The 25,996-nt window shown below is 50.6% G+C and carries 27 protein-coding genes; 13 read left to right on the forward strand and 14 right to left on the reverse strand.

Going from position 1 to position 25,996, the window contains the following annotated elements; genetic code table 11:
* Nucleotides 1-99: 99 nt before the first annotated feature.
* Entirely contained in the window at nt 100-1,065 is a 966-nt protein-coding gene (locus K8942_01330) for a deoxyhypusine synthase family protein (protein UPA22837.1), read from the forward strand.
* An 11-nt stretch (nt 1,066-1,076) separates the two neighbouring features.
* On the opposite strand, the gene K8942_01335 is transcribed toward K8942_01330, so the two are convergent.
* Nucleotides 1,077-1,550: a hypothetical protein gene (locus K8942_01335; protein UPA22838.1), complete on the reverse strand. Its 474-nt coding sequence runs from the start codon at nt 1,548-1,550 to the stop codon at nt 1,077-1,079.
* A 727-nt stretch (nt 1,551-2,277) separates the two neighbouring features.
* Here K8942_01335 and K8942_01340 point away from each other — a divergent pair.
* Nucleotides 2,278-2,544, forward strand: a complete 267-nt coding sequence (locus K8942_01340; protein UPA22839.1) for a hypothetical protein — start codon at nt 2,278-2,280, stop codon at nt 2,542-2,544.
* A gap of 657 nt (nt 2,545-3,201) precedes the next feature.
* Complete coding sequence (gene polX / locus K8942_01345) at nt 3,202-4,932, forward strand: DNA polymerase/3'-5' exonuclease PolX (protein ID UPA22840.1); 1,731 nt, start codon at nt 3,202-3,204, stop codon at nt 4,930-4,932.
* Nucleotides 4,933-5,057: 125 nt separating this feature from the next.
* On the opposite strand, the gene K8942_01350 is transcribed toward polX, so the two are convergent.
* Nucleotides 5,058-5,228, reverse strand: a complete 171-nt coding sequence (locus tag K8942_01350) for a DUF3096 domain-containing protein (protein ID UPA22841.1) — start codon at nt 5,226-5,228, stop codon at nt 5,058-5,060.
* A 106-nt stretch (nt 5,229-5,334) separates the two neighbouring features.
* Entirely contained in the window at nt 5,335-6,063 is a 729-nt protein-coding gene (locus K8942_01355; protein ID UPA22842.1) for a hypothetical protein, read from the reverse strand.
* A gap of 168 nt (nt 6,064-6,231) precedes the next feature.
* Between K8942_01355 and K8942_01360 the strand changes: the two genes are divergently transcribed.
* Together K8942_01360 and typA are read left to right on the forward strand one after the other, a co-directional pair.
* Nucleotides 6,232-6,708, forward strand: a complete 477-nt coding sequence (locus K8942_01360; protein ID UPA22843.1) for a methylated-DNA--[protein]-cysteine S-methyltransferase — start codon at nt 6,232-6,234, stop codon at nt 6,706-6,708.
* A 112-nt stretch (nt 6,709-6,820) separates the two neighbouring features.
* Entirely contained in the window at nt 6,821-8,614 is a 1,794-nt protein-coding gene (gene typA / locus K8942_01365; protein UPA22844.1) for a translational GTPase TypA, read from the forward strand.
* A gap of 330 nt (nt 8,615-8,944) precedes the next feature.
* On the opposite strand, the gene K8942_01370 is transcribed toward typA, so the two are convergent.
* Nucleotides 8,945-9,817 (reverse strand): hypothetical protein, encoded by an 873-nt coding sequence (locus K8942_01370; GenBank protein UPA22845.1) that lies wholly within the window; start codon nt 9,815-9,817, stop codon nt 8,945-8,947.
* Nucleotides 9,818-9,871: 54 nt separating this feature from the next.
* Here K8942_01370 and K8942_01375 point away from each other — a divergent pair, with 54 nt between their 5' ends.
* Nucleotides 9,872-12,373 (forward strand): cation-translocating P-type ATPase, encoded by a 2,502-nt coding sequence (locus K8942_01375; protein ID UPA22846.1) that lies wholly within the window; start codon nt 9,872-9,874, stop codon nt 12,371-12,373.
* Nucleotides 12,374-12,431: 58 nt separating this feature from the next.
* On the opposite strand, the gene K8942_01380 is transcribed toward K8942_01375, so the two are convergent.
* Nucleotides 12,432-12,596 carry a hypothetical protein gene (locus tag K8942_01380; protein ID UPA22847.1) on the reverse strand — a complete coding sequence of 55 codons (165 nt, stop codon included), beginning with the start codon at nt 12,594-12,596 and terminating at the stop codon, nt 12,432-12,434.
* 117 nt (nt 12,597-12,713) lie between these two features.
* Between K8942_01380 and K8942_01385 the strand changes: the two genes are divergently transcribed.
* Nucleotides 12,714-13,001, forward strand: coding sequence for a hypothetical protein (locus K8942_01385; GenBank protein ID UPA22848.1), 288 nt, complete (start codon nt 12,714-12,716; stop codon nt 12,999-13,001).
* 42 nt (nt 13,002-13,043) lie between these two features.
* Here the strand turns inward: K8942_01385 and K8942_01390 are convergent, their stop codons facing one another.
* Nucleotides 13,044-14,504, reverse strand: coding sequence for an NAD(P)/FAD-dependent oxidoreductase (locus K8942_01390; GenBank protein ID UPA22849.1), 1,461 nt, complete (start codon nt 14,502-14,504; stop codon nt 13,044-13,046).
* Nucleotides 14,501-15,052 carry a class I SAM-dependent methyltransferase gene (locus tag K8942_01395; protein ID UPA22850.1) on the reverse strand — a complete coding sequence of 184 codons (552 nt, stop codon included), beginning with the start codon at nt 15,050-15,052 and terminating at the stop codon, nt 14,501-14,503. The genes K8942_01390 and K8942_01395 overlap by 4 nt, the downstream gene beginning before the upstream one ends.
* Before the next feature lie 96 nt (nt 15,053-15,148).
* Here K8942_01395 and K8942_01400 point away from each other — a divergent pair, with 96 nt between their 5' ends.
* Both K8942_01400 and K8942_01405 read left to right on the forward strand, forming a co-directional pair.
* The gene (locus tag K8942_01400; protein ID UPA22851.1) at nt 15,149-15,391 is read left to right on the forward strand and encodes a GlsB/YeaQ/YmgE family stress response membrane protein; all 243 of its coding nucleotides are present in this window, start codon (nt 15,149-15,151) and stop codon (nt 15,389-15,391) included.
* A gap of 99 nt (nt 15,392-15,490) precedes the next feature.
* Nucleotides 15,491-15,898 carry a DUF1622 domain-containing protein gene (locus K8942_01405; GenBank protein ID UPA22852.1) on the forward strand — a complete coding sequence of 136 codons (408 nt, stop codon included), beginning with the start codon at nt 15,491-15,493 and terminating at the stop codon, nt 15,896-15,898.
* On the opposite strand, the gene K8942_01410 is transcribed toward K8942_01405, so the two are convergent.
* Nucleotides 15,831-17,108 (reverse strand): NAD(P)/FAD-dependent oxidoreductase, encoded by a 1,278-nt coding sequence (locus K8942_01410; GenBank protein ID UPA22853.1) that lies wholly within the window; start codon nt 17,106-17,108, stop codon nt 15,831-15,833. The two genes, K8942_01405 and K8942_01410, sit on opposite strands and share 68 nt — an antisense overlap.
* A 65-nt stretch (nt 17,109-17,173) precedes the next feature.
* Here K8942_01410 and K8942_01415 point away from each other — a divergent pair, with 65 nt between their 5' ends.
* Entirely contained in the window at nt 17,174-17,752 is a 579-nt protein-coding gene (locus tag K8942_01415) for a YdeI/OmpD-associated family protein (protein ID UPA22854.1), read from the forward strand.
* A gap of 6 nt (nt 17,753-17,758) precedes the next feature.
* On the opposite strand, the gene K8942_01420 is transcribed toward K8942_01415, so the two are convergent.
* From K8942_01420 to K8942_01435, 4 genes are all read right to left on the reverse strand, one after another.
* Complete coding sequence (locus K8942_01420) at nt 17,759-18,907, reverse strand: YibE/F family protein (GenBank protein UPA22855.1); 1,149 nt, start codon at nt 18,905-18,907, stop codon at nt 17,759-17,761.
* Between the two features lie 22 nt (nt 18,908-18,929).
* Nucleotides 18,930-19,256: a DUF305 domain-containing protein gene (locus K8942_01425; protein UPA22856.1), complete on the reverse strand. Its 327-nt coding sequence runs from the start codon at nt 19,254-19,256 to the stop codon at nt 18,930-18,932.
* Between the two features lie 99 nt (nt 19,257-19,355).
* Complete coding sequence (locus K8942_01430; GenBank protein UPA22857.1) at nt 19,356-20,252, reverse strand: hypothetical protein; 897 nt, start codon at nt 20,250-20,252, stop codon at nt 19,356-19,358.
* 132 nt (nt 20,253-20,384) lie between these two features.
* Nucleotides 20,385-20,873, reverse strand: coding sequence for a hypothetical protein (locus K8942_01435; GenBank protein ID UPA22858.1), 489 nt, complete (start codon nt 20,871-20,873; stop codon nt 20,385-20,387).
* Nucleotides 20,874-21,250: 377 nt separating this feature from the next.
* Between K8942_01435 and K8942_01440 the strand changes: the two genes are divergently transcribed.
* On the forward strand, nt 21,251-21,916 hold the full coding sequence (locus K8942_01440) for an S-layer homology domain-containing protein (protein UPA22859.1): 666 nt from the start codon (nt 21,251-21,253) through the stop codon (nt 21,914-21,916).
* Between the two features lie 49 nt (nt 21,917-21,965).
* A complete protein-coding gene (locus K8942_01445) occupies nt 21,966-24,404 on the forward strand; it encodes a penicillin-binding protein (GenBank protein ID UPA22860.1) in 2,439 nt (812 codons plus the stop codon).
* A gap of 15 nt (nt 24,405-24,419) precedes the next feature.
* Here the strand turns inward: K8942_01445 and K8942_01450 are convergent, their stop codons facing one another.
* Both K8942_01450 and K8942_01455 read right to left on the reverse strand, forming a co-directional pair.
* Nucleotides 24,420-24,845: a transcriptional repressor gene (locus K8942_01450; GenBank protein UPA22861.1), complete on the reverse strand. Its 426-nt coding sequence runs from the start codon at nt 24,843-24,845 to the stop codon at nt 24,420-24,422.
* Between the two features lie 14 nt (nt 24,846-24,859).
* Entirely contained in the window at nt 24,860-25,612 is a 753-nt protein-coding gene (locus K8942_01455) for a ZIP family metal transporter (protein ID UPA22862.1), read from the reverse strand.
* Between the two features lie 153 nt (nt 25,613-25,765).
* On the opposite strand from K8942_01455, the gene K8942_01460 reads away from it, so the two are divergent.
* Complete coding sequence (locus K8942_01460; protein UPA22863.1) at nt 25,766-25,966, forward strand: cold shock domain-containing protein; 201 nt, start codon at nt 25,766-25,768, stop codon at nt 25,964-25,966.
* Nucleotides 25,967-25,996: the final 30 nt, after the last annotated feature.

Here is a 25,996-nt window from a genome sequence, read left to right on the forward strand (position 1 = left end):
GTTTTGTTAATTTTGCAAATTTTTTAAAAAGTGTTAATATATAACTATTGGACTAATGCATTAAGTAAAGTACTATTTAGTTAATTTCCTTCGCAATTTATGACAAGCATCTCTGGCTTCATGGAAAGAAATTACAGACATTTTAATAGTAGAGAGACGCTTGATGCAGCAAAAGCTTGGAAAAAACATTCAGAAGAAGGGGGCAAAATGTTTCTTGCAATGGCAGGGGCAATGAGCACTGCTCAGATTGGTATTTCACTGGCAGAGATGATACGTGCCGACAAGATTCACGCTATTAGTTGTAGTGCAAATAACTTAGAAGAAGATATTTTTAATCTTATAGGACGAAAGGCATACTTTGCCGTATCTGAATATCGAGATCTAACCCCAATTGAAGAGGAAAAATTATATAATGATAATTTAAGTAGGATTACAGATGTATGTATTCCAACAGAGACGTTTACACACATTCGTAAAGAAATAGTGCCTTTGTGGCAAAAGGCTGAAAGGGAAAATCGCAGACTTTTTCCTTATGAATTTTTTTATGAAATGATTCGTTCCGGAGTTCTTGAAGAGCATTATCATATTGATCCCAAAGATTCATGGGTTATTGCAGCATGTGAAAAGAATTTACAAATATTTACCCCTGGTTATGAGGATTGTACAACGGGTAATATTTTTGTTTCATGTGTTATGGATGGGCAAATAAAAAATGTAAATACAATTCGCTCTGGAATGGAGCAGATGGAATCTCTTGCAAATTGGTATTTAGAAGAAGCTAATAAAAATTCAATTGGTTTCTTCCAAATTGGTGGTGGCATTGCTGGAGATTTTCCTATTTGCGTTGTTCCAATGTTAATTCAAGATTTGAAACGTGCTGTTCCATTTTGGGGTTATTTTGCACAGATTGGAGATTCAACAACGTCGTATGGCTCTTATTCAGGAGCTGTGCCTAATGAAAAAATAACATGGGGGAAACTTAACGCCGCTACGCCCAAGTTTATGATTAACTCGGATGCAACAATTGTTGCACCTTTAATCTTTAATTATGTTTTAGGTAATTAATAAATAAGAAATTAGTTTGATCCAAAGCGTTTATCTAAAATAACCATTGCACCCTCCCCGCTAATTTCCCAAATAGACCTCTCTGCCCGTACGTCTTTTCTATACAAAAAATCTGCATGCCATTTCGCCAATGCTAAATGTTTATCGATAATCGGAATAATTTGCTTCCAACTGAAGTGTTTACAGCTGTAGAAGTCCATATGAATGTTCGGATTGTTTCCATCCGGTTCAATGAAGTAGTGTCCGCTGATGTGGCTGGTAGTAATAGGTTGAATAAAGGACCAGCCTGGAGCGCGAAGGTCTGCAGCTGGATAGATTTCGAGTCGGCCCAGCTTCTCCATTCCAAGTTCCGCCAGTAAGTCATTGATTAAATTATTGGTTATCTCATCCATGCGGGACTGATCCAATCCTTCTTTTAGGAATGCGTCTAGAATCATCATTTCATGACTGAGCACAATCGGTTCAGTAGACAATTCTTTTGACATATTGAAAGGAAGTTGATGGAAAGTAGAAAAAATGTACCACCCGTCAGTTTTTTGTCAAAGAAATCATACTATTGACAATAAAACAAAAAACTGTTATTTTACCATAACCGCATCGAGATGGCTTGGAGCCATCAAAAGAGGCGGAAATGGTCCTTTGTTCCATGGAAGGGAACGACATGAAGAAGATCCTTCTCAGCGTTGTGTGTCTGATCATACTCTCGGGCTGCATGGCCCCCGGTCGAATCCACGATTCGCATCTGGTCTGGGACATGCAGGAAAAGTTGGGCTCGCAGATTCCCGCATGGGAAAAGAAGCCTAAACCTCCGAGTCGTATGAGAACACTCCCTTCAGGGAGTATCGTGGCGGAATCGCCGATTGCACAACGTTGATGAGAAAGAAATAGATGACTGCAATGCAGGGACCATGAGCTTTGTTCTTCACAGGACAAAGCTCATTTATAATGTATGTAGGTTTTTGTTGGACCGCTGCCGCGGGGGCATTCTTTTTGGCCATGCCCCAAAAAGAATCAAAAAGTGCGGTCCGGCCAGTGCATTCCCGCTGACCCCTTCACCCCCCCCCGTTTACCCTGAGCCCCCCGCACTTCGATTCGTTGCGACTCACTCAGTGTCGGCCTCTACATCTCTGACGCACCCATGAAAGGGGAATTTCTTGCTTTATTGGATTAGCACTCTAGTATAGGGAGTGATATTTATTTTCACCTATCCATATGGCAGAAAAAGAACGAGCTAAGGAACTTGGAGGCATTACCGTTGATGTTGCGGAGCCTCGACGATTTTTTTGTGATCGAGCGTTTGTTCTTAACAATGACGAACACTTTGTCCTTGCACTGCAAACAGGGTCAGTTATTGACGCTCAATATGCTTTCACGCCCAAGCATATGAAGCGTTTACTGCTCCGTATAAAGGAAAAGCTCGACGCGTATGAAGCACAGAATGGCATACTAGATGTGACACTACCTTCCGATGAGGTATGAGCGGCGAGATAGTTATCACCCCAGAGCTAGAAAAGACAGCTAGCATTGCATTGCAGTGCATATCTGCCCATGGCACATTTCTTAAGTGGATACTCGGTATCGTCGGAGTGGCTTGGGTTACCACTGTGTGTGGGGCTTACAGGCTTGGGAAAATACGTCGTGAGATTGAATTCCAAGGACAGTTGATACGGGGGGACTTTTCTGGCAACAGGCAACCAATCGGCATTCCTAAAGGGTCTGAGACCGATTCCGTCCCACTACAGTTGCCGAATAAAACTTCTTCTGGAGATTCTCATATGCTCCGATTGCCAGCGTTCCAACGACTAGACCACCAAGAGGCATACCCAAAATCAGACCAGCCCAAAAGCCAAGAATAAATGGATCGTACATAAGAACCTCTTAGGTTAGGGCTCCCAGCCCTTGGGTGCATTAGGTATATACGGGCGCTCAGTGTCCTTCTCCTGTTGCGACAGTCGAAGGGTGGCCGGACACCTCGCCATGGACGACGGGCCCTCATTTTCCCTGCAGGAAAATGGACCTGGTGGAATTTCTTTTATGTATTTCCCGGTAACTGATAACCGGTAACAGGTAACGAGAGGCAAGTGGGCGGCAGGGGGGAGGGTGGCTCTGAAGAGCGGGGTGAGGCAGAATATCCTCATGACCAACGCCGACATCGCTGCTGTCTTCGAGCGCATTGGCGCCGTGCTGAATCTGCAGGGGGAAAATCCGTTTCGGGTGCGGGCGTACGATCGTGCGGCGCAGACCATTGCGTCTATGTCGGAGGAGCTGAAGACCGTGCTTGCCAATGGCGGACGTGATGCGCTTCTGGAAATTCCGGGCATCGGGAAAGATCTGGCGGACAAGATTGAAGAATTGCTCAGTACCGGCAAACTCGAATACCTCATCGAGCTGCAGAAGAAAGTACCGAAGGGGCTCTTCGATATTATGGAGATTCCCGGCATGGGTCCGAAGAAGACGAAATTTGTGTGGGAGGAGTTCAAGGTCACAAGTATTCCGGAACTGGAGACACTCGCAACATCCGGCAAACTGATTGGGCTGAAAAGCTGGGGCGAGAAATCCGTGCAGAATATTCTGAGCGGCATTGCGGCCAAGGCCAAAAACGGCGGACGGACAGCGCTGCCTGTTGCCATGGCGATTGCGGAGCAGATGAAGGAGCGGCTGATGGCGTCCAAGCTGTGTACGAAGGTGGAGATTGCGGGAAGTATGCGGCGGCGCAAGGAGACGATCGGGGATATTGATTTTCTGGTCTGCGGCAAAAAGGTGCAGGAGATTATGGAGGTGTTTTGTACCGGTGAGGGCGTGGCGGAAATTCTTGCCAAGGGCGAGACCAAATCGAGCGTGCGGCTGGAGAGCGGACTGCAGATGGATTTGCGTGTGGTGCCGGAGGAAGTGTTTGGGGCAGCGCTGCATTATTTTACCGGCAGCAAAGAGCACAATGTGCATATCCGACAGATTGGTATCCGCAAGGGGCTCACGATTTCCGAATGGGGCGTGTACGAAGGAACTGCAGAGAAAAAAGGAAAGCTGATGGCGTCTAAAACCGAGGAAGATGTGTACAGGGCAATCGGTCTTACGTACGTGGAGCCGGAATTGCGCGAGGACAGAGGGGAAGTGGAGCTCGCGCAAAAAGGGAAACTGCCGTCGCTTATTACTGAAAAAGATTTGCGTGGGGATCTCCACATGCACAGTACGTTCAGTGATGGCGCAGCGTCGATGATCGACATGGCGGAGGCGGCAAAAAAACTGGGACACGACTACATCGCCATCACGGACCACGGATCTGCAATGGGCATGGTGTATGGAATCAAAGAGGACAATATTGATGCGTATCTGAAAAAAATTGAGGAAGCGCGGAAGGCCGTGCCGGGGATTCACATTCTGGCAGGCGTGGAAGTCGATATCGAAAAAGACGGATCGCTCTATCTGTCCGACAGCGTTCTGAAGAAACTCGATTGGGTCGTGGCAGCAGTCCACGGGAATTTTGCAATGAGTGAGGAAGACATGACCAAGCGCATCCTTAGAGCTCTGGAGAATCCCTATGTCCGGCTCTTTGCCCACCCGACATCCCGCCTCCTCCTCAAGCGTGATCCCATCCGGTACGACATGGATGCCGTGATGAAAAAAGCGGCAGAGAAGGGGATTGCCCTGGAGATCAATGCATCACCGGACAGAATGGATCTGCATGATCAGCATGTACGGCGTGCGAAAGAAGCAGGGGTAACGCTCTGTATTGATAGCGATGCCCACCGGCCTGGAGGGCTGGATTATCGTTTCGGTCTCATCCAGGCGCGCAGAGGGTGGATTGAGAAAAAAGACGTGCTCAATACAAAAACCTGGGCGCAGTTTGAGAAGTGGCTCAAGCGTTGATCACTGTTGTCCGTTGTCGCAACAGGTCTCGCACAACACCCCGCAGACACTGCAGTGCTTTTTCAGTCTGCGTTCTATTAATGTGCCGCCACAGACAAGACAGCGTTCTTCAAGAGGACACTGTGTTATGGCCTGAGTTTCCACCATGTTCCTATGAGGGAAAGGCCAATCACTATGAAGAACGTGGCGACTATGTATGCAATCAGATCCGGCTGGATAAGAATCATGATGCCGAAGAGGAGTGCGAGGAGGCCGCTGGAGAGCAGGGAAGACCCGACGAGAGAAGATGGACGCATGGCAGTAGTATAACTGTGATTTGTGATACGAAAAAGCAAGGCACCCGTGAAGGTGCCTTGGCAGAAGGTCATTCGGATGGAGGATGTGACGCTTTGATGGAAATTGCTACAACAGCGCAGGGTTCACGTGGCAATCGGTCAGTTTGCGGCCGGGGAATAGCGCCTTGAAATGCGCCGGGCCCAGGATAGACAGTTCATGCTTGGCCGATGCAATGGCGTCTGCATTGCCGTTCTTTTTACAGTGTGTCAGGTGATCAGTGGCGCGGGTGCAGGCGTTGCCGTACATGAGGAAGCCATTGTTCTGTTCTTTGCCGGCGAGGAACAGTCGCATTTGGTGTGTGAACAGGAAGGCAAACAAGCCATCCTGGTCTCCCTCCTCGATTTCTCTCGCAGCGATAAGCGCGTCGGCCCCGTGCTTGCTATGGGCTCCAGAACGAGAGCTATACGCCTCCGCATACAACGTTTTTCCCGTCAGCGGTTCCTTCCAGCCGATGGCGCCCAGTGACGCGATCGCGTAGGCATTCGCATAGAACTTCACCAGAGCCGGACGGGGTGTGGTTGAAGCCGCGTAACTGGCGAAATCCGCATACAGGTCTTGGCAGACAGGCACGTCAGTCGCCTTGAAAGTCGCCTTGTTAAACCGACGAATCGATTGCAGCAAGTTGAATGTTGCCGTGCCGTTCCACGGAGACGGAACCGTCTCGGCAATCACATTCAGTTGCTGTGCATGATGCAGCACACGGTGCTGCCGCAGCAATTCTGTCAGCAGATCCTCGTTCCAGTGTTCAACATGCAGCCAGCCTTCTCCATGGGCAGGTAGGGTCGTGGTTTCCATTGTCTACATTCTCCTTTGAAGTGAATGACCAATAACGAGCTAACATCGCTGGTTACAGTCATCAAAAATGTTAGTTGCAGTAACCTACTATTTTTTAGGAACGTGTCAAATATTGTAAACATCAGGAAATTCTTGCTATCCCCCGCATCATTCGCCATCCTTTCCTCTATGCCCTCCACCCTTACACAGGCAATAGTGTCCACTCCGGTCGGTTCATTAAAGGTGACAGCATCGGAAAAAGGGCTCGTAAAAGTGTCATTAATGAACAAAAAAGGAGATCAGCAAAAACCGCAGCAGAAACTGCTCAATGAAATTATAAATCAAATAAAAGAGTACTTTGCAGGACACCGGAGGATGTTTGATGTCCCTCTGGATCGGGAGGGAACTGACTTCCAGAAAAAAGTCTGGAAGGAGACGGCAAAAATCCCCTTTGGAAAGACTCTCACCTACAGCGATATTGCCAAAAAGATCGGACATCCGAAGGCGGTGCGGGCGGTGGGGACTGCTCTTGGGAAGAATCCCGTCTGTATCGTGATTCCGTGTCACCGGGTTCTGCCTAAAAGCGGGGGAATCGGGAGCTATGCGTATGGGGCAAAGATGAAGAAATGGCTCCTTTCCCATGAGACGACAGTCACAGCATCCTAAAAAGCCCGAATTCGCACCTGAAAGCACTGTTTCCAGTTGCTTTTTCACGTTAAAGCCTCTATACAGTGTGCTCGCGCCTCCGGCTTTCGCGAGCGCTTTTCTTTAAACCACTATGGATATCCGCAATATCGCCATTATCGCACACGTTGACCATGGAAAGACTACCCTCGTTGATGCCCTTCTGAAGCAGGGTGGAGCCTTTGAGGCACACGAGACAGTGGGAGAGCTGATCATGGACTCCAATGATCAGGAACGTGAGCGCGGTATCACCATTTACGCCAAGAATACGTCTATCCAGTACAAGGATTGTAAAATCAATATCGTCGATACCCCGGGACATGCCGACTTCGGATCCGAAGTGGAGCGTATCCTCCGGACTGTCGATTGTGTTTTACTCTTGGTAGATGCACAGGAAGGACCTATGCCGCAGACAAAATTTGTTCTTAAAAAGTCGCTTGAATTAGGGCTCCGTCCAATTGTGGTTATCAATAAAATTGATAAACCTGCTGCAAGAGCCATGAAAGTGATCGACATGGTGTTTGATCTCTTTGTGACATTGGGTGCTACCGATGAACAGCTTGATTTCCCTTATATTTTCACCATTGCCCGCGAAGGAATTGCGAAGAAGAATCTGGAAGATGAATCTACGAACTTAAACCCGCTCTACGATCTCATCATGGAACATGTAAAGCCTGCAGATCAGAATATCGAGGCTCCTTTCCGTATGCAGCCCTCCAGTCTTGGTTACGACAACTACGTCGGACGCCTGGCTATTGGACGCGTGTATGAAGGAATTGCGAAAGTGGGAGACAAAGTCTTCATCCGCAATCTCGAGGGAGAAGTGCGCACAGGAAAAATTGCGAAGATCTTCATTTACCTCGGACTCAAGCGTGCAGAAGTACAGGAAGCACGCGCCGGAGATATTGTTATTATTGCAGGTATCCCCGACATCTACGTAGGAGAAACAATCGCAACTGCTGAAGACACACCGGCATTGCCAACGCTCAAAATCGACCCGCCCACTGTCACCATGACCTTCATGGTCAATGACTCTCCCTTTGCCGGCAAAGAAGGAAAGCTTGTGACTACCCGCCATATCAAGGCTCGTTTGGACAAAGAAAAGGAAACAAACGTGGGACTGAAGGTAGAGGAGGTCCCGAACAGCGATAGTTATCAGGTATCAGGACGTGGAGAGCTGCACTTGTCCGTGCTCCTTGAATCCATGCGTCGCGAAGGATTTGAAGTACAGGTCAGTCGCCCGCAAGTGATTATGCGGACGGGAGAGGGAGGCAAGAAGGAAGAGCCGATCGAACAGGCAATTATCGATGTGCCGGAAGCGTATCAGGGAACCATCATCAACCTGCTCAATGCCCGCAAAGGAGAGTTGGTCGATATGCGCACAGAAGAAGGTCACACTCGTATGGAATTCAAAGTACCGACGCGCGGATTGCTCGGGTTCCGTGGCGAATTTGTTGTAGAAACACGCGGTGAAGGAATTCTGAACCACTCCTTCATTGAGTATGCTGAATACAAGGGTGATCTGCCCGGCCGCACGCGTGGTTCCATCATCTCCATGCTTGCAGGAGAGGCAACCGGTTTCGATCTCTGGAAAATACAGGAGCGCGGTGTGCTCTTTATTGGACCTCAAACCAAGATGTACGAAGGAATGATTATTGGTGAGAGTGCAAAAGAGCAGGATATGGCGGTCAACGTTACCAAGGGCAAGAAACTCAGTAACATGCGTTCGTCCGGTGCCGACGAAGCCATTACCCTCGTGCCCGTGAAGCCGATGAGTTTGGAACAGGCGCTTGAATATATTGCCGATGATGAATTGGTAGAAATAACGCCCACCAACATTCGTCTTCGCAAGAAGCTTTTGACGGAGAATGAGCGTAAGCGCGGGTAATTAGTGTCACACTGAGCTCGTCGAAGTGTGTCATGCTGAGGACACTCGAAGCATGTCTGTACTATAATCTCTTCTCTTTCTATGTAGATTCCCTCCGGGGGCCGCTGCCGCGGGGGCATTCTTTTTGCCCGTGCAGCAAAAAGAATCAAAAAGTGCGGTCCGGGCCAGCCGCCCCTCCACTTGCCCCTTCACCCCCCGGGTGGCCGGACTCCACCCCGACGAAACCTCATTTTCCCTGCGGGAAAATGGACCTGGTGGAACTTCTTTTTTATTAGAACAAACAGAACTCCCTCGCCCGTTCCGGGAGAGGGGCGGGGAGAAGGAGTGGTCTCACAAACTCAGTACTTTCACCTTCCGATGTGCGCAATCCTTGCTGCACGCAATCATCTTTCCTGACTGCTGACACCCCTGGCAGATCACAGAATCCTTGCTGCACACATGACACGCTCCGCGCAGGTCGCCCGGATTGCCGCAGTGGACGCAGAGGGTGTAGCGCTGGCTTGGTTTGAGATCCTGATCCACCGCCACACGGTGATCAAACACAAAGCATTCGCCTTCAAATTTTTCGGACGGGCACTGTTCCAGGTAATTCAGAATCCCTCCCTGCAGCTGATACACATTCTTATAGCCTTCTTCCTGCATAGCCAGAATCGCTTTTTCGCAGCGGATGCCGCCGGTGCAGTACATCAGAACTTTCTTGTCCTTTGGAATGCCGGAGTGTTTCACGAAGTCCGGGAATTCCTGGAAGGTTTCTGTCTGCGGATCAATAGCGCCTTTGAACATGCCAATTGCGGTTTCGTAGGTATTTCTCGCATCAATCACCACCACATCCTCCTCATCCATCACTCTGTTCCATTCCTCCGGTGAGAGGTGATGATTCATGTCGCTGTCCGGATGCATGTCCGGGTTTCCGATGGCGACAATCTCTTCGCGGATCGTGACCTTCCATCTCTTGAACGGTTTCTCCGCTGTCGTGCTGTCTTTAAAAATCACGGAACCGAAACGTTCTGTAATCAGTGTCTTGAATGCGTCGATCGATTCTTTTGTTCCCGCGACTGTTCCATTAATCCCTTCATGCGCGACCAGCAGCAGGCCACAGAGCTGATGATCTGTGCCGGCATCAAAGAGTGACTGGCGCACGGCCTCCACATCTGCGATGTGCAGGAACTTGTAAAACGCGGTGATAGACCAGGTATTCTGCATACGACTAGTGAAACAGAGACGCAGGGCCGCCGCAAGCCGTGTTATACTGGGCCCATGATCACCGCACTTTCCATAAATGACGTTCTTGAACGCTTTAAAGCATCCAATGAGGGTTTGGCTGATTCTGCCGTCCAGGGAGTCCGGGCAGAATATGGCTGGAATGAGCTGCCGGAAAAGAAAAAATCACTGTTTGTGCTCTTTTTGCATCAGTTCAAAGATATCCTGATTTACATCCTCATCGGCGCCCTGGTGCTGATGATCGGAATGCGCGTGGCAAGCGGGGATGCATCCATTGAAAGTTCCATCGATATTATCGCGATTCTTCTGATTCTCGTCCTGAATGCGGGGCTCGGATTTATCCAGGAGTTCCGGTCGGGACAGGCATTGCAGGGTCTTCGGGAACTCACATCGCCACAGGCACGAGTGCGCCGCAATGGGAAAGAGTTTTTTATTCCCTCGCGCGAGCTTGTGCCGGGTGACATTGTTATTCTGGAAACAGGGGACCGCATTTCTGCAGACGGCCGTGTGCTGGAGGTCTCGCATCTGGAAGTGAATGAATCGAGTCTGACGGGAGAGAGTATCGCCGTCGCAAAAATAACGGAGCCCATTGCAGGAACACTCTCCATCGGCGAGCGGAAAAATATGGTGTTTGCAGGAACGCTCGTGACGCGTGGAGCAGGGATCTACATGGTGACCGCGACCGGACTCCAGACAGAAATCGGCACCATTGCATCGCTTGTGGCAGCTGCAGAAGCGCCGCCCACGCCGCTGGAAAGGCGTATGAAAAAACTGAGCGGTATGATCGGTATCGTTGTCCTGTTCCTGTGTGCCGGTCTCGCATTCGTCCAGTGGTCGCGCGGCGTGCCGACTATCGAGATTGTGTTGCTTGCTATCAGCCTTGCAGTTTCTGCGGTGCCGGAAGGATTGCCTGCTGTCGTGACGGCGTGTCTGGCGATGGGTGTGCGCCGCATGGCCGGACTGCATGCTCTGGTGATGCAGCTCGACTCGCTTGAAACGCTTGGCAGCATCAGCGTGATCTGCAGTGATAAAACCGGAACCATCACCGAAAACAGAATGAAGGTGCGTGAGACATGGGTGGGAGATGATGACGGCGATGATGAAGAATTGCTGATCCAGATTGCGGCATCGTGTAACCGCGCACAGTTACCGAATCTGGGTGATCCGACTGAGATCGGATTGCTGCGGTATGCAGAAGATAAAGGTGTATCGCGTCTGCATTTTGATGAAGAGGAAATCCCGTTCAGTTCCGAGAGCAAGTACATGCAGACACGTCATGGAGAGCGGTCGTTCCTGAAAGGCGCGCCTGAAAAAATTCTCGCCCTCTGCACAGAGCCCGATGAAAAAATGATTGAAGATGAAAGTCATGCGATGGCGCTGCGCGGACTCCGGGTCCTTGCAATGGCTGTCATTGAAAACAGCGAGATCCGCTTTGTCGGACTGATGGGCATGGAAGATCCTCCCCGCGATGCCGTCAAGCCCGCCATGCTCGAAGCGCGCACCGCCGGTATCCGTACTGTGATGATTACCGGTGACCACGCTGATACCGCCCTCGCGATCGCGCATCAGGTCGGGATAGAAGGGGATGTGATGGATGGTGCGATGCTCGATACGCTGTCTGAAGTGCAGCTCAGAGAAACTGTCAAAACAGTCTCTGTCTACGCGCGCGTCTCACCCACTCATAAAATTTCTATCCTGAAAGCGCTGCAGTCACACGGACACATTGTTGCGATGACAGGCGACGGCGTGAATGATGCGCCCGCACTCAAAGCCGCAGACGTTGGCATTGCGATGGGCAAAGACGGGACGCAGGTTGCGCGCGAGGCTGCGAGCCTTGTGCTCACTGACGATAACTACGCAACTATTGTCGCGGCTATCCGCGAGGGCCGCCGCATTTACGATAACATCCGCAAATTCATTCTGTACCTCGTCCGTGCAAACGTCGGACAGATTCTCCTCTTCACGATCACGGTGCTTCTTGGGCTTCCGTTGCCGTTACTGCCCATCCATATTCTCTGGATCAACCTGATGACCGATGGTCTGCCCGCCCTTGCACTCGGTATGGAAAAAGCGGAACCCGATATTATGCAGCGCCCCCCGCGTCCGCAGAAAGAACAGATCTTCACCGGTGTCTGGGCACACTTGTTTATTGCAGCACTTATTTCCTGTGGCATCACCTTTGTCCTGTTCCTGTGGCTGCTCTCCACGGGTGACACGCTCAACCACGCGCGCACGATGGCGTTCACGTTCTCCATCATCTTTGAAATTCTTCTCGCATTCCACAGCCGCAGCCTGCTCCCGGTCTGGGCGATCGGCATGTTTAAAAACCGCTGGCTCAATCTCGCAGCACTGCTACCTCTCATTCTCCAGGCACTTCTTCTCTTCACACCGCTCAGAGAGATATTCTCACTTGCAGCGCTGGACGCACGGGATTTTGTGATTCTCATCACGGCGGCCGCAGTCGGCTTCCTGTTCCTCGAAGGAACAAAGCCTCTCTTTGCGGAGCGGACAGTGCAGCGTCAGACGCTCTCAGCCTAAAAAAGATCACAGCGTACTAAAAATACCCGATACTCCATCGGGTATTTGAAGAACAATGTCAGGCTGTAGCTGCGTACAGGTATACAGCGAGCGTCGTGATAAAGAGAACAGCACCTGCCAGTCCGAGAAGCGGCAGCTCCGGACCGAGGTCAGAACCAAAATGTGAATGCCGGTGATCAGAGTAGGAGAGTCGCATACCTATAAGACCCAGTGCGCGTTCCATACTTACAAAAAAGACTAACATTGCATACAAATTTTGTACGTTCGTCCAATCGAACTGATTTGTACGTGCAAATCGGGAGTATGATATGTCCGTTTATTCTTCCTACCCTCCTTCTTTATGTGTGGACCTTGTTGTGAATGCGGCGCCTGTAAGGCTGTCCGCGCAATCGCATCCCTTCTGCTTCTTGCCCTGACCGTCGCGGCGTTCATCGGCGTCTGGAATACGCACATGGTGAATGGTGCGTGGGTCTTTGGTGGAAACGATGCATCCATTGCCATTCTTGCTGCAGTGGCGGCACTCGCAGTCTTCCACAAGACATCGAAGAAGCTCTGCCCGTGTAAGAGCAAGGCCTGCGGCACTGTGTGTCCGGGTTGCGGCAACATGCCGTGTACCTGCAAGCACTAAATCGTCTGCGTTCAGAAAGACCTCTCGCAAGAGAGGTCTTTTTTAGAAAGATGCTAGTGCAGCTTTCGCTGCCCAGTACCCGCACATGCCATGCACGCCCGGCCCCGGCGGGGTTGATGCGGAGCACAGAAAGAGACGCGGATGCGGCGTGCTGTACGGATGACGAATCGAAACAGGACGCGTGAAGAGCTGGCGCAGATCCATGACGCCACCCGTGATATCTCCACCGATATTATTCGCATTGTGTGCTTCTACATCTTTTGGACGCATGACCGACCGCTTCAGGATTATTTTTCGGAATCCCGGCGCAAACCGCTCGATCTGTTCTTCCATCGCATCGGTCATATCTTCTTCCGATCCATGCGGCACATGACAGTACGCCCACGCGGTGTGTTTGCCGTGCGGCGCGCGTGTGTCATCAAAGAGACTCGGTTGCGTCAGGATCAGAAAGGGGTAATCCGATACGCGTCCGTTCCATGCATCGCGCTCACTCTGTGCAATTTCCCCGAATGTCCCGCCGATGTGTACGGTTGATGATGATCTGCATCCTTCCGCTGTCCACGGAATCGGCCCATCGAGTGCCCAGTCTATTTTAAAGACAGATGGACCGTAACGCAGTGTCTCTACTTTTTTTGTGAATCCCCGGGGCAATGCATCGCCGGCAATCTGTATGAGTGACCGGGGCGACGTATCGAAAAGGACAACATCGGATTCCGGAAGATCGTCCAGTGATGTCACGCGTGTGCCTGTGACAACCTCACCGCCGAGTGACTGCAGATACCGGATGAGAGCCCACGTGATCTGCTGCGAACCTCCTCTCGGCAGCGGCCATCCTTTGTCATGCAGCGTCAGTCCAAGCATGATCGCAATGCCTGCGCTGAAACGTTTTTCAAATGGCAGGACAGAATGCGCTGCCAGTCCGCCAATGAGTGCACGTGCTTCTTTAGAGCGGAACCGCCGTCGCAGGCGACGGGCTGACTGGAGGAGAATCCATCCGAGACGAACAAGGAGCAGGGGAGTCTTTGGCGCTTTTAATGGACCTAAAGTCTGTTCAAAAATTGTGTTCAGATAGGGGAGGTAGGGGAGCATCAGCGTCCGGTACTGATCGCCATCTTCATGGAGACTTTCACACATCGCATCCAAGTCACGCTCAGCGACCAAAGCGGTCCCATCATCAAACGGATGAGCCAGCGGATGCGGGGCGTGAATCCAGCTCAGACCGAATTGTTCAAGCGGCAGTGACCGGAAAAACGGCGAGGCAATACCGAGCGGATGGATTGCGGAACACACATCGTGCATGAAACCGGGCAGTGTGAGTTCCATGGAGCGCGCGCCACCACCGGGCAGATCATTCGCTTCCATCACAAGCACACTCTTTCCTGCCTGTGCCAGTGTGATTGCCGCAGCCAGACCATTCGGACCACTGCCGATCACAATTGCGTCGTATCTATCACCCGATGGTGATGTGCGGAGAGAAGGTGGTGGCAGAAGGGCGGCACTCATTTGATGTAGAGATGAATCCCCTGTTCACTTTTGTCGGGCTTCAGTGTCTTCATGGAAAACGAATTGGAAACCACGCGGCAGCCGGGTTTCAGCTGCGGCCAGATTTTTGTGTAGAACTGTTTCATGGTATCCGGCAGCAGGTAACAGAAAACGACATCGGCTTGTGAATAATCCTGTTTCCAGAAATCCCCGAAACGGATGGAGCTGCGGGGATGAAAGAAGGAGCGGATTTTTGCATACAGGTAGGCCGGAACCGCAAATTCATAGCCGGTTGCTGTTGCACCCTGCCTCGCCGCCTCAAACACCAGCCGTCCGTCGCCGCAGCCGGGATCAATCACGACATCATTTTTCTTGATGGCTGCAAAGCGCATCATCAGGCGGATGTCGCGTTTGAAGCTCGGGATAAAAGGCGGACTTTTCCGGAAACCAAGAATGAGGTCGGGAATACAGAATATGAGGATGACGGTTTCCACAATAATCTGCGTCCGTAAATCAATGTTGCTCCACGAAAGAAGAGCCACGACCAAAAGCAGAAGGAGAATATGCATGGATGCATAGTACACGATTGTCCCTATTCTTGTTTTTTGTAAGACGATGCCCGTCTATACGTCATAGTATCTGTTCACATCCTTCCCCTCTTTTGTATGGATATCTTGTGGTTTCTTCTCGTTGGTCTGATTGCCGGTTGGCTCGCTGGCGTGATTGTACGCGGCGGCGGATTCGGTATTGTCGGCAACATTGTGGTCGGTATTGTCGGAGCGCTCCTCGGAGGATTTATCTTCCGCGTCCTGAACGTGACTGCCTACGGCACGCTCGGCAATATTGTAATGGCCGTTGTCGGTGCGGTTATCCTGCTTCTGCTCGCACGTATGCTGAAGCGGGCATAAATACTGAGAAATCCTGAAGGGCGGCCTCCGGTCGCCCTTTTTGTGTGTGGTTTTAGGGTGCAAAATCTGCTATACTAATCAGATTACACCCATACACACATGTTTACCTTTCTGGAAGAACTCATTCAGGTCGGCACACTGAGCACAATCAGCCGCTTGCTCGGAGAAGCTGTGGGCTACATCGGCATTATGATTATTATGTATGGCGCGCTGATGGGTGTCTGGATGTTTGCGGTGCAGATCATCAAAAAAGACAGAACAGTTTCCGGTATCCGCATTGAACTCGGGCAGTATCTGACCCTCGGTCTCGAATTTCTCATCGGGAAAGATATTATTGAATCACTGGTAAACCCGAGCTGGGATGACCTTGGGAAACTCGGTGCCATCATTGTGCTCCGTTCCATTCTCACGCTCTTCCTCGAACGTGAACTGATGCTGATCAAGAAAGAGGAATTGCCGCATGCGACCCCGCGACGTAGCCGGTCGTCCAGCAGATCTGCAAACTGAATCCGCCGGATGGTCTGTCGAAATCCAGAATATCTCCTGCAAGGAATAAATTGTCGTACAGTTTTGAACGCATGGTTTTGAATTCCACTTCTTTCAGAAGGACACCGCCACCCGTCACGACCGCTTTATCGGTCCCGAGTAACCCGGATACATGCAGTGGAACATTTTTGAGAATAGTGACGAACGCGGTGCGGTCTTCTTTGGTGAGTTGATAGAGGGGCGTGTCGGTATTGATATGCGCGAGCTTCAGGAGAATATCCCCCAGTCTCGGTTGTACAATATCGCCGATGTTATTGCGGATCAGTTTGTTTTTCCCCTGCTCAAACACGTCCAGCACTTTTCTGTCGAGCGCACCGGGATCAAGCGCCGGGAACAAATCGAGCGAGAGCAGGACCTCCCCTTCTTTAAGCAATGCCCCGATCTGCTTACTCATATTGAGGACCAGCGGTCCACTGAGGCCGGTATGTGTGAAGAGCATTTTTCCTTTTGCTGCCGCTTTCTTTTGACCATTCTGCAGAATCGTCAGCTGCACATTTTTGAGAGAGATGCCCATCACTTTTTTCACCCACGTATCTTTCAGGGTGACTGGGACCAATGCAGGATCCGGTGTAATCACCGTATGTCCAAGATTGCTCAGCCACGAAAATCCGTCACCGGTTGATCCGGTTTCAGGATGTGAGAGCCCGCCCGTTGCAAGAATGTAGTGGCGCGCAGAAATTTTTCCATCCGCAAGAACAATGCCCGTAATTTTTCCGTTCGCGCCTTCGATTCCTTTCACTTCTGCATCCGTCCGGATCTCCACATTACCTTCCTGCATATATTTGAGGAGCACCAGTCGCACATCCGCTGCTTTCTCGGAAACCGGAAATGCACGCTGTTCCGCTTCGACTTTAATTTTCAATCCGCGCTGCTCAAAAAAATCGCGCGTGGCCTGCGCGTCGAATTGTGAAAACACGGAGAACAGGGATTTTCCTTTCTTGCCGTATTTATCAACGAGTCTATGGGTATCAAATTCTGCATTCAGAATATTGCACCGCCCGCCACCGGTGATGAGGAGTTTTTTTCCGGTTCCCGGATTTTTTTCGAGCAGGATCACTTTTGCCCCGAGCTCAGCAGCTCTTCCGGCTGCGATCATGCCGGCAGGGCCGCCGCCTATAACGATAACATCGTGGGTTATGGGTGATCGGTTATGGGTTATGGGGCGTGACATATGGGTTTTAGCCTATCAGAGATTGGCGATAGGATCTTTGGGTATGGATGTCTTATACTGAGGCTATGCCCAAAGCTCCGCCAAAGCCGGTTCTCACCTGCAAATCCCAGAAAGACTGGGAAAAGTGGCTCAGTAAGAATTATACGGATGAAGTGGGTGTGAATCTGCAGCTGTTTAAAAAAGATTCCGGCAAGCAGACATTCACCTACGACGAAGCGCTCGACAGTGCGCTGTGTTACGGATGGATTGACGGTCAGAAGAATACGTATGATGCAGAGTCGTGGGTGCAGGCGTTCACGCCGCGCCGCAAACGCAGCCCGTGGTCGAAGCGCAATATTGAACATGTAAAGCGACTTATTAAAGAAGGACGCATGCAACCGTCCGGTCAATTGCAAATTGATCTTGCGAAGAAAGACGGCCGCTGGGACCGTGCGTACGATGCGGCATCGGCATCAGTGATCCCCGAAGATTTTTTGTCGGCACTGAACAAGAATAAAAAAGCGAAAGCATTTTTCGAGACGCTCAACAAAGCAAACCGGTATGCCATCACCTATCGGTTACAGACTGCAAAGAAACCGGAAACGCGTGAAAAGAGAATGGCACTGATTCTCGAGATGATGAAAGACGGAAAAAAGTTTCACTGAATGATCTCAATGATGATGCCCCATTGCTGTGCTCTTCACCGGGCGTGATCCCGGCTTTGCCCGCAGCATCTGTGAAGCAAAATACGTGGCGACCGGCACAGCAACGACGAGTGTCATACTTCCGACCAGCGTGCGTACAATTTCCTCCGCAAGAAATTCTCCGTTGAGCGTGACCCAGAGCGGATAGGTCGCCTGCGTTTTGAAGAGAAGCAACAGCGGCAGCGATGCTCCGGCGTAGGCGAGAGCGAGAGTATTGATGAGTGATGCAATATGTTCTCGTCCCACAGAGAATCCTGCTTTCCGGAGATCATGGATTGAAAGTGAGGGATTCGCTTTGCTGATTTCATCAACCGCCGCACACTGTGCGGTTGTAATATCATCAAGCACACCGAGACAGCCGATAATCATGCCGCCGAGCAGCAGTCCGCGGAGATCAACAGATTGCAGCGGGCCCGTCTGCAAAAACACCGCCTCTTCCGATCCCAGACCGAAGAGCGCAGCTGCATAGACATACAGAATCGACACAAGGACCGCAATGACGAGTGTCACAACAGTACTGAGCAGTGCAACGGATGAGCGTTTGTTGAATCCATGCGCAAGATACAGAGACGAACACGCAATTGCTGCAGCACCAATCAGGCATGTGAGAAGCGGATCATCACCGGCAACAATGCGCGGGAGAATGTAGAGCACGAGAATGAGAATGCTTGCCGCAAGTCCGACAATCGAGGTCAGTCCGGTTTTGCGTCCGAGCAGAATCGTCACACCCACAAACGCAAGAGTGAGCCAGATAAGTGCCGGGAGACGATAGGATTCTTTGATGAGATACAATTCGCTGCCGTCCGCGCTGAATGTTTTACTGAGCACAATAACGCGCCCGACATCCAGCCGCATATCTGCACGGTTATTCACAATGCCGTTCTCCGCCGGAATTTCTTTCCCTGCCTCCGGTCCGCTGAGAATTTTCAGGCGCAAATGCTGCACAGTCTGCTTCATTCCAAAATCATCGTTTGTCTCTTCACTCATGATGGCAATGACCTCCGCTTTTGAAAATTCCTCCCGCGGTTCGCTCTCCTGTGCAAAAGCGATGGATGCACTCAGGAAAAGACAGACGGCTCCGGTCAGTATCACCGATGATCGGCTGAAATATCGCATATACGTACGTTGCAGGAAAAAATCAGTAGCCCCATGCGTCTTTCCACTGTTGCATGAGCGCAATCTCTTTCTGCTGTGTATCAATAATAGCCTCTGCAAGCGTGTGAATGGCCTCATGCTTTGCATGGTCGAGTGCCAGCTCCGCCATATCGACTGCACCTTCGTGATGTTCGATCATTGCATCAATAAATGCTTTGTCGAAGTCGTCCCCGGTTTTTCCTTCCAGCGATGCGGTCATGTCATGCATGCTCATGGAATCATGCTGGTCCTCTGTCCGTGTATCGACAGTGGTGCAGGCGCCAAGCAAAGCAGTGAGTACTATGAGGGACAGTGTGGATGCTTTTTTCATGAGAAGAGTGGAAGCAAGTGTGTTGATACTACTCCATTCACTCTCTTATAAAAACACCCCGTAGAAGTAACGGGGTGTTTTTTACTTTCTCATGATTCTTTATCTGTCACACTTGCCTTTGAATTCCAGGCGGAACGATCCATTCAGATCGCCTTTCAGCTGCAGTTCCGCTTCGCCGGTTGTATCAACGTTCGCAAAGACGCCTGTGGCGCTTTTAACCGTGTACCGGAAGGACTTCGGGAGAGTGGAGAATCCGCTTTGTACCGGACCCTCGAGATGAAGCACCAGTGTTCCCTGCGTGGATTGTGTGATGGTGATATCGCCCGCTGCGCGTCCGACTGCTACAAATCCGAGTCCATTGATGACGCCATTCATTTGCACAGAACCGCCATTCACAGATCCGGTTCCGGTCAGAGAGAGCTTGCGCCCTTCGTCATTAATGGGGGAGGTGAGTGTGAACGCACCCGTCAACTTGCCTGAGAGATCCGAACAGGCAACGGTGGATGCGGAGGAAGCGCTCGATGTGGTGGAGCTCTGTCCACTGGAGACGGATGACGTGCTGGAACGGGAGGAAGACCATTTCTTCATGCACGAGAGAGCCGCTTTGCTGTAGACCTGGCGTGCATCATTTTTTGCCTGAAGCAGTTTTTTCGATGCAGTGTTATAGGAACTGGTAAATGTTTTCTCTGCGGCAGCAATCGCAATGGCGCGCTCAGAGACACTTACTTTTGCCCATGCAGACACTTCAGCGTCTGTTTTGATTTTCAACGCGCTCACAATCGATTGATTGTATGCATTGAACGCATCGACAAATGCTGTGCCGCGCTGTCTTACTGCAGCCTGCATACAGGCAGGATCGGCGTTGGTCTTTCCAAAGAGCTCAATGTTTGCATCAGCTCTCGCGCCGAGGTGAAGGCCATTATCATTTTTTGCCATGACGGGCAAAGCGGATAGCAGGGAGAGAAACGCTGCGCCCGCAACAATAGATTTTTTCATAGGGAAGAATGTGGAAAGAAATAAAAAGCGCATAACAGAACTATGACCCGCCTGCAGCATATGTCTTACCGGAAAACCGGATATTAAAAAAAACCGGGAACAGTAACGTTCCCGGATCTCTTTTTCAGACCTTTATTCAAGCATATCCGGATATTTTTCCGCGATGGTGCTCTGCATTTTTGTCACATAGTCGTTGCCGTACTGTTCCGCTTTCGTACCGTGCTCATCAAGAATCTCTGCAGCTTTTTCGGTAATCTTTGACGGATCGTTTGCGATATCAACAATGCCCTGCACAGCAAGATTCATTTCCTCAATGGAGGACACAAGATGCGGATGTGCATCGCTCAGGATAGATGGCACATTCATATCTTCTGCGCGCTCCGCAAGGTCTTTCATTCTGGTTGCAACAGCCTGCAACTCTGCTTTCTCGGCCTCTGTCCATGAACCGATATTGGCCTGGACATTCATGAGTGTGCTGAATTGCGTACCGGCATCGCTTAATTCCGTTCCAATGTCTTCTCCTTCACTGAGATACTCTTCAACTGCTGCACGGTCAGCATCGCTGCATGCGGACAGGAGGACAAAAGCGCTGAGAACAAGAGGCAGGAGGCGGGTAGTCATGAAAGAAAAGAAAAAAGAATATAGACACATTGTACACGATCTTCGCGTTTTTTCGACGCATGTTTCACAATTTTCTTACAAGTGATTCGTATACTCAGGTTACTTGGTTAACCATCACTTTTACTTCTTTCCTCCTCCATTCCCATGAGTACACAGATTCACTCCCATGACCGCCGGACGTAACCGCACCCGCGAGACGTCTATGATGAAAAGAGCGGGCATCCGCACTCAAAAGGCTGTAACCATCTGCATGGATTCATTCAGGATGGCAAGCAGCCTTTTTTGCTGAGGACGGCCAAATGCATCCGGCATTTGTAAGAATGGCGTCGCTATTCTGTCTTATGTGTGATTTACTTCTCTTTTCCCCACCTTCTATTATGTTTGTAAGACAATCACTCAGCCTGGGCATCATCGGCTCCATGCTTTTGGGCGCCACGGCCTTTGCAGAGGACGCGGCATTTTCCCAGAAGCCGTTTACGGATGTTCCGGAAAGCAGTACGTATTTTGAAGGTATTGAATATCTCCGCACCCAGAATGTCCTCAAGGGATATCTGGACGGAACATTTAAGCCGTCATCCCGCATCAACCGCGCGGAATTTCTGAAGTTTGTGATTAACCCGCTCATTCTCGATACGAACAACATGAGTAGCTGTGTGAATGACAGTCTGACGGAGACTGCACAGACCGTCTTCTTCTCCGATGTGGCGAGAGACGCGTGGTATGCCACGGAAGTCTGTTACGGAAAAATCAAGCACCTTATTGACGGTTACCCGGATGGCACATACAAGCCTGCAGCTTCCATTAATTTTGCTGAAGCGGCAAAAATCATCTCCAATGTGTTCTCTCTGCAGATTGAAAACGAAGAGGCCGGAGAATTCTGGTACCGCCCGTACGTCAAGCGTTTGTCCGATCTCCACGCTATCCCGACGAGCATCAAGCGTTTTGATCAGATCCTGACACGCGGAGAAATGGCAGAAATCGTCTTCCGTCTGAAGGCAGACAGAGAGGATAAAGCGTCTGCAAATTTCAGCGCTATCAAATAAAACATCTATAGGATGATCCTGAAAGAGCGTGCTCTGCACGCTCTTTTTTATGTTCCCCGTATTCTTTCAGAACACGCTTCGTACAACTGCGATAGTGCTTTCTCGTCATGAGTGGCCGGCATTCTGCGTCATACGTGTGATGCACCTGACGTACCGCAAACAATGGCACAGTCTGGAACAAAAAATTGCGGAGATATCTGCAAATGTTATGGACCTTCTCCGCCATCTGATGTCAGCGGATGGATTCTTTTCGCTCTATGGAACGTTCTATGAATCAGTGCGTCCAGTGGGGATTTTTCTCGTAGATCAGATAAGTCTCTCTATCAATCGCCTGCGTCACCCTGTTTTTGATGTCGGACAATCACGCACATTTACCGAAGAACTGCGATGGCTGTTTGCCAGGAAGTGGATCCTGATTGCATGCATTCTTCTTTTTTTCGGATGTGCGGTGTTTGCCGCTTTCATGATGACGCTTCCCGATGTGCATGATGCACGTCTATGGAAAGCGCCCGGCAGTATTGCCGTGAAAGACCGCGATGGGGGCGATATGTATTTTGCCTATGAGAAAGAAGATCGCGTCTGGCTGCAAAGCAATGAGATTCCGGATGTGGTCAAAGATGCTTTCATTGCCATAGAGGACGAGCGTTTCTGGAGCAGAGGGTGCATCGACTGGCGCGCGATCGGTCGTGCCGTTCTGGCAAATACCACAGATTACAAATCACAGGGTGCATCGACCATCACCCAGCAGCTTGTACGCACAGCACTTCTCACACCTGAAAAGAAATTTGTCCGGAAAATAAAAGAGCTGACGCTTGCATGCGAACTCGAAACAGTGCTCAGCAAAGACGAGATTCTCACGCACTACTTAAACTGGATCAGTTTTGGCGGAGTGACAGCCGGCGTGCAGCAGGCGAGCAGGCATTTTTTTGGAAAAGATGTACGTGAAGTAACGGTCGCGGAGGCTGCGGTGCTTGCATCCCTCACACAGCGGCCGACGTATTACAGTCCATACGGATCACACAGGTATACGCAGTTATCCGCATCAGGGAGCGGAATGATGATCGGATTAACCGGAACATCGGCGCTGCTTCCCGGCCGCAGCGGCCCTATGATCCTCGGGGGTCGTGCACATCAGGTGCTCGCGAATATGGAGGAGCAGGGGTACATCAATACTGCATTGAAGAACGATGCTGACCGTGAACTGCTGACGCTGCGTTTCCAACCCAACGTCCGCACCATGCAGGCACCGCATTATGTCCTGAGCATGTTGGAGACGCTCCGGAAAAAACTGCCGGCAGGCGCGCTGCATGATGAACTCTCCGTGACGACAACTATCGATTCTGCACTTCAGAAAAAGGCCGAAACACTTGCTGCTGCCCATGCAAAACGTATCGCAGAAAAATATAATGCGCACAACATTGCGATGATTGTCGCGGACACACATACGCAGGAAATTCTTGCATATGTCGGGAATGTCGATTTCTTCGGAAGTGCGAGCGGATCAAAAATCGACATGGTGACTGTCCCGCGTCAGCCCGGTTCCAGCTTCAAACCCATTGTCTATGCTGCGACTATGCAGCATGCAGGATGGGGACCGACAACAATTGTTGCCGACACGCCGCTCACCATTGGTGGACAGAGCCCGAGAAATTACGCGGGTGATTTTGAAGGAAAAATCCCGCTCATCCAGGCACTCAATCACTCCAGAAATATTCCTGCTATCCGCGCATTTTCCGCAGTCGGTGAAGATCGCATTCTGAATTTTGCTGCACGTATCGGTGCTGCGACGCCGCTTTCGACGCGCACAGAACTGACCAAAGACGGTCAGGCATTCGATTATAACTGGCCGCTCGCCATCGGCGCTGCAGAAGTGCCGCTTCTGGAAATGGTGCAGGCATACTCCACTTTTGCCAATAGCGGTGTGTACCGTCCGCTCACCGGTGTCCGCGCAGTAAAAGATGCATCCGGCAATTCCTACCTACCAGAAAGCCGCAGCGGTTCGGAAGTGATCCCCTCCTCCGTTGCAGATGCCATCACTGCCATGCTCAGTGAAGCCAGCAGCCGTCCCGAAGGATTCTGGCGGACGGTGACGAATGTGCCGGGTATCGACGAAGCTGTGAAAACAGGGACAAGCAACGTCTGTCTGGAGAGAAGCAAAACCGCCTGCAAAAAAATGCTGCCGCGCGATGTCTGGAGCATCGGCTACACGCCGCAGTTTATTGTCGGTGTCTGGATGGGCAATGTCGATGGATCACCACTGACGGCGAATGCAGACGGACTCAATGCCGCCGTTCCTCTCTGGCGCGAGATGCTTGTCGCTGCACACGACAGTCCCATGGCCAAAGATTCTCTGCGTGCATTCACTGGTACGCGTGCGCCGTATTATGCGCAGCATCCCACTGCCAAACCCAAACCTGTCGTCGTTTCTCTGGAAGAGCCGACATGGATGAAACGTGGAAACCGCGCAATCCTGTCGCGCAGAAACTGATGCAGATGTCCGGTGTTATGCGCACTTCGGACACAGTCCGTAAAATTCGAGCGAGTGACTTTGCACATTAAATAACTTCTCCTGCCGGATTTTTTTCTCGATCACCTGCAGATCCGGTTCCATGTGCACATCTTCGACTGTGTTGCAGCCCGTGCATACCAGATGATGGTGATGTCCTTCCGACGAGCGACAGTAACGTTTCACGCCGTCTTTCAGGCTTACTCCGTGCAGGAATCCTTCGTCCTCCAGGAACGCGAGTTCGCGGTATACTGTCACATTGCTGACATCCATCTGTTCTTTTCTGAGCAGTGCATGCACCTCCAGCGCGGACAGGGGATTTTTGCTGTTCGTCACGAGAGCAATCACCGCCTTTCGGGCAATGGTAATTCTATGTCCTTTCTTCTTCAGGGCATCGATGATGGAAGAATCAGTCACGGTCATACGAAAGAGGGGGATTATTCAAACAGAACCATTGCATACATCAGTGCCATTCCCGCAAGAATACAGAGGAACTGCACGATGCCATGAGGCAGCCGTGTTTCTTTATGGAGTTCAGGAATCAGATCGGATCCTGCAATATACAGAAGATTACCTGCAGCAAACGGCAACATCATATCGGCGAGGCCTGCGGATGATTGTGCGAAGACAAGAACCAGAATCGCACCGAGCAGACAGGCGACACCGGAAAGGAAATTGAAGAAGAGCGCTTTCTTGCGTCCGAATCCTGCATGCAGCAGCACCGCCATATTTCCGACTTCATGCGGGATCTCATGGAGAATAACGGCCAGTGTGGTGGAGAGACCGATAGCGGGGCTTGCAAGATATCCCGCTGCAATCACGAGGCCATCAATGAAATTATGCAGTGTCTCGCCTGCCATATTCATAATACCCATCGGGTGATGATGATGTTCGCCGGACGGCAACACATGACAGTGGCGCCAGTGAATGAATTTTTCAAGAATGAACGAAAAGAGAATGCCACCGAGCACAACAAGCAGGCTGCGGGAGAATGTCTCTGTGTTTTCTGCCAGGTCCGGCAAAATGTGGATGAAAACGTCACCGAGCAGTGCGCCAGTCGACAGACTGACAAAAGAAAGGAGGACTTTCCGGATCACCTTTTCTTCAAAGAGAAAGAGGACGATGCCAATCAGCGCCAGTAAACCGACGACAATGACGCTTATAAGGGTGTATACAGTCGTGAGAAACATATGCAGACGCGGGAAGGAGACGCAAAACTGTACCGGCAGATTAATGCATATGAATTACAAATGCAAATCATTTGCATTATGAGAAAACATGCTCTATAGTTCCTGCAAGAAGAGTTTTTCTTCTGTTTTTTATCACTTTTTCATCTCATTTTTATGGCAAATGGAACCATTAAAAAGAAAATGGACGACAAAGGCTTCGGATTCATTGCTGTAGAAGGCGGTGGAGAAGACCTTTTCTACCACATGTCCGCTACAAACGGACAGTTCGAGTCTATGTCCGAAGGAACTCCTGTGAGTTTCGATGTTGAGGACAGTCCTAAGGGCAAGAGAGCAATCAACGTTGTTGCCGCCTAATTGTCGAACATCAACGCCCTGGCTTCGGCT

The organism is Candidatus Peribacteria bacterium (assembly GCA_023038255.1).
GTDB lineage: Bacteria > Patescibacteriota > Gracilibacteria > Peribacterales > Peribacteraceae > CALREJ01.